This is a genomic window from Rhodobacter aestuarii (genome assembly GCF_900156655.1).
GTDB lineage: Bacteria > Pseudomonadota > Alphaproteobacteria > Rhodobacterales > Rhodobacteraceae > Rhodobacter > Rhodobacter aestuarii.
Genome location: NZ_FTOG01000003.1, coordinates 66,953 through 71,392 on the forward strand (window position 1 = coordinate 66,953; position 4,440 = coordinate 71,392).

The window sequence follows — 4,440 nt, forward strand, 5'->3', positions numbered from 1 at the left end:
CAGAGACAGCGCATCACGCGGCGCAGGGATATCAGGCGCCAGGACCAAAGCGCGCCCCCACAGCCGTCACAACGCGCGGCCAATACCGGTTGAACAAAGATGTCGGTGGATGGGACAGTTTCAACTGAACCACCCGCCCAATCGCCAAATCCTCTAGCGGAACCTCAATCACCAGATTGAAAGCGGGATTGAGTGCGTAAAACTGATCATCAGGGCTTTCTAGATCGGTCATGATCGGCCCGCCCATCCGGTCCGCCAACAGCGGATCTGGCAAAACACGGCTCGCATCAGAGCGAACGCTAATATCCTGAGCATCAATCTGCCGGACATCGCCAGCCGACACCATGATCCGCGCGCCCGTTATCCCGGACCGCACCGCTGGGCCGTTCGCCTGCGGAATTTGAGCGACAATCCGTCGGTCATCAGGGCCAATGATCCAACCGAGTTGCTGACCTCGGGTCACCATCATTCCAAGCGCGACAGGTCGCAAAGCAGGCATCCACTCCCCTGCCCGCTCCGCCGTGATGTTTATCGCCGCAATCTGCGCCTGAAGTTGCTGCAAACCGTCCGCGATTGCGCTCAATTCGGTTTGAATCGCATCGACCAAGGGGATTTCGTTTGCATCCTGCGCGGCCCGCAAACGTGCCTCTGTCGCGAGTTGCCGCGCCTCAAGCGCCTCAAGTTCTGTGCGCATAGCCTCACGGTCAAGCAGCATAATCGGATCCCCCACCGCAAGAACCGTGCCCTCGGTGACCGATAGCTCTTCGACAAATCCTTCTGCGCGCGCGTAAACGGCCGCATTCGGGCTTGGTGCAATCACAGCAGAAACCGTTGTGCGCAGCGGCAGCGGGATCACTGCAATCACAAGAACAAACAGGGCAATAAGAGCCGAGGTGCGTTGCATCACTGTCCATTTCCGCTTCAACGTCTCCGGCGAGGTTGAAAGCGTCCGAAGAGATTTAAGGTTTGGCCAAATTAACCCACCGATGATCACCCAAACACCCAAAATCTGCCCCGCCATTCCCAGCATATCCGCCAGACCAAAGGCGATGGAAAAGACAATAACCACCCGGTAAATGCCCGAAGCGACCGCATAGAACAAAAGCCACACCCGTTCGAGCGTGCCCCCTGTTTCGGTATCCGGCCCCGGATCAATCCCCAAAAGGCGCTTGCCGATACGGCCCATCAACGTCTGTCCGCGCGTGGCCAAGCCGGGGGTTCGTGTCAGGTCACTCACCACGTAATACGCATCAAACCGCAAAAGCGGGTTGCCGTTGAAAAAGATCGTCGAGATCGTGCACAGCAAGATCGTGTTGAACAGGATCGCCCGCCAGAGCCCCGGGTCCGCCTCGGCCCAAAGGATCATCGCGACACCTGCAATCGCAAACTCGGCCAAAATGCCTGCCGCCGTGACCAAGGCGCGCGCGCCATGTGAGCGAAAGGCATTGGCCTGAGAGGCATCAACATAAGGCATCGGCACGAAGACAAGAAACATCACGCCCACTTGGGTCACAGTTCCGCCGAAGCGACGCACAGCCAAAGCGTGCCCCAGTTCGTGGATCAGTTTCACCGCAGGATAAACGCAGGCCATGATGAGCAGATTGCCCGGGTCAAGAACCCTGTCACCAAGGTTCGCCGTCAAGGGTGTCCAATAGGACAAAGCGGTAAACCCGCCCCAGATCACCGCAATCGCCCAAAGCAAAAACCCAATTGGGCCGAACACAAAATGCGCGAATGCGGTCACGGCTTCGGTTTCCAAAACCGCCGAAGGGTTCCAGAGCGCGATCTTTTGTGACACCGGCGATTTCAGAAACCGCGCGATCCATTCGCGGGATTTCTCTGTTTGGCCTTTCGCCAACTGTGCCGCACGCGGCACCGCATCAACGGCCACAACACCTGCTTCATAAAGACGGGATAAGAGTTCGAGAAATTCATCCTGCGGGGGAAGATCGCGTTTGTGGCTCCACGCGATGTCATTCCAAATCTGATCAATCCGGGTTTGCCCATCGAAACGGCGCAAAATCTCGAAATCATCGGCGTGGACCCGGAATGTCCTGCCCGAGGATTTATCGGTCAGCACATACCAAGGCTTTCCGCGATAGTCATGCAGCGCCACATCGACCTGAGGTCTCAGCCGCGGACACAGGGCCGAAACCCGATACCAGTCTTCACTGTGAAGCTGGACACGCGCCATTAGGGCATCCAGCGCCAGAGGAACATATAGATGGTCTCGGCAATGGGTTTGAGCCAAACTTCGTAGATTGGCGCCTTGCCCAAAGACAACCGCGCCGTTCCCTGCATCCCGTTTTCGATGTTTGACGAAACCGAGCGCAACTCCCCAAACGCGACAAAGCGAAGTTCGCCGTCAATGGTCTCGGCACCGGGCTTGATCCGCGTCACCCCAACCGTCAGCGGCACTTCAGGCGCCGCATCCAAACGCACCTGCCCCGTCAGCCCCTCGGCCAAACGATCCCCGTCGCGGTTGCGCACCGATAGCTGGAGTTCAATGCCTTGCCGTGGGGCGATCCGTAAAAGCTCCTCACCAAAAGTCACGCGCGCCCCAAGGCGCTGACGCAAATCCCCTTCGAGCACGAGCCCCGCCGTGCGCGCGACAATGACCGTCTGCTCTAACTCACGCTGCGCAAGGGAAAGCCGCGCTTCCGCCTCGCTCCGCTCGGCATCGGCCACTGCGGCTTCTGCCCTGTCGCGATTTGCCCGTGCGACTGCGGCCCGTGCAGTGTGGCGCGCAATCTGCGCCTCAAGCTCCGCAATCCGCAGTTTGATTTCATCATCTTCAAGCTGAACAAGAGGCTGGCCAACGGTGACCATATCGCCGGGAATGACGAACACCCCCTCGATAAAACCATCCATAGGCGCGCTCATCACCCGAAGGTCGGGATCATCAATGACAACATCGGCCCGCAGCGTGTTCTCAATCTTCACGAAGAAAATCGCAAAGAGCGCGATCAAAGAGACAGAAACGATCAGTTTAAGCCTAAACGCCCGCGGCCCGAACAAGCGTTTCAACCACAGCTTGGCCGCATGATAGTTGCGCGCGAATGTGCTCCGTGCCGCGAGGTCTTTTTGTTCAAGGATCGGACGAGAAAGCGTCCAAAGCACGGACCATGCCTTCAGGTCCGGCACCTTGTCTGCGCGCGCCCAATGCAGAACGACAACCTCGTCGATGTCCCCTTTGGCATTCGTCAGCGGCACCGCCATCGCAACGGCATCCCCATGCATTTCCGCCAAACGACCAATGATCGAGGTTTTATTCTGATCACCACGGTTCCAGCGCACGGGCGCACGCCGCAACTGCGCCTCATGCGCCGCCTGACGCGTGAGATCGTTGATCCGCGATTTGCGATCAAAACGGGTTTCCCCAGAAATCGCTTCGATCTTGAGCCCCAAGACACCTTGCCGAACAAGGACAACACGGTCACAGCCAAGGTCTTTGGCACAAAGAGACGCCATCGTCTGACGCGCCTCTAAGGGGGTCTCGGTATCCAGCATTTCGGCGCAGAGCAGAAATGCTTGATCATAGATCGCCATTTCCCGTTTTGTCTGCGCCATCGTATCAAGCGTCAGGTGATGCATCACCCAACCGAGCGAGGTCTCAAGCTGAGCGATCAAAAGCTGAAGCCGGGACGCCGGCATCTCGCCCACACCCACGAGCAAAACGACAGGCGTGTCTAATCCCGGCCCTTTGACGGGCATCGCAATCGCTTCTGCGATGCCATCTTCAGGTCGGTCCAAGGGCACCAAAACCGCCACATTGGTGGCGCGCATGCGCGCGACGGCTTCGCGATAGCCAATCCGCTCCATTGGCATGGTTTCAGGCACGGCAGCGATACGCCCCGCGCTTTCTCCATCCAGACGCAGAAGCCCGACCTCAACGAGGCCAGGCAACCGTTTCTGCAAGTCTTCACACCAACTTTGTAACCGTTTGAGAAGATCAGGGCTTTGCGCCTCCGGACCCTTCTCATCATGCGGGCTCGAAGCTGTTTGCTCCATCCTAGGCCGTATCTTTCACAGATGCCCCCAAAGGCACCCGATTAGTTTTGCACCGCAGTGTTGGTTTCCGGCGACGGCGGTTGTGCAGACGCATCAATGGTGCCGTAGCGTTGCTCGTGTTGGGCAATGGCATTCACGAGCATTGCAGCAAGGCGTTTTGCGGTCTGCGGGGTCATGATCACGCGATCATTGAGATCCACTTCAAACTCATCCCCCTTGCCATGCCAAGAGCGGCCAGTGCCGATCAAAAGCGCAAATTCCTCAGAGGTCGCGGCGACGTTCACGACGTTGCAATAGCTGGTGCGCATATTGCCATCGCGGAACACAACCGTTTTACGTCCCGCCGCCTGATTAGCCTCATTTGCCATTCTTGGTTCCTATCCTTGTCTTTTGTTTAATCTTGCTGGTTATCCCACGACACGCAGGCCA

General features: G+C 57.8%; 3 protein-coding genes. All 3 read right to left on the bottom strand.

Annotation, left to right across the window (positions count from 1 at the left end; translation table 11 throughout):
* Positions 1 to 31: 31 nt before the first annotated feature.
* Positions 32 to 2,194 (bottom strand): hypothetical protein, encoded by a 2,163-nt coding sequence (locus BW967_RS05635; RefSeq protein ID WP_139327800.1) that lies wholly within the window; start codon positions 2,192 to 2,194, stop codon positions 32 to 34.
* Positions 2,194 to 3,906 (bottom strand): efflux RND transporter periplasmic adaptor subunit, encoded by a 1,713-nt coding sequence (locus tag BW967_RS05640; protein ID WP_175610420.1) that lies wholly within the window; start codon positions 3,904 to 3,906, stop codon positions 2,194 to 2,196. The genes BW967_RS05635 and BW967_RS05640 overlap by 1 nt, the downstream gene beginning before the upstream one ends.
* A gap of 146 nt (positions 3,907 to 4,052) precedes the next feature.
* Complete coding sequence (locus BW967_RS05645) at positions 4,053 to 4,379, bottom strand: DUF3467 domain-containing protein (RefSeq protein ID WP_076484087.1); 327 nt, start codon at positions 4,377 to 4,379, stop codon at positions 4,053 to 4,055.
* Between the last annotated feature and the right edge of the window lie 61 nt (positions 4,380 to 4,440).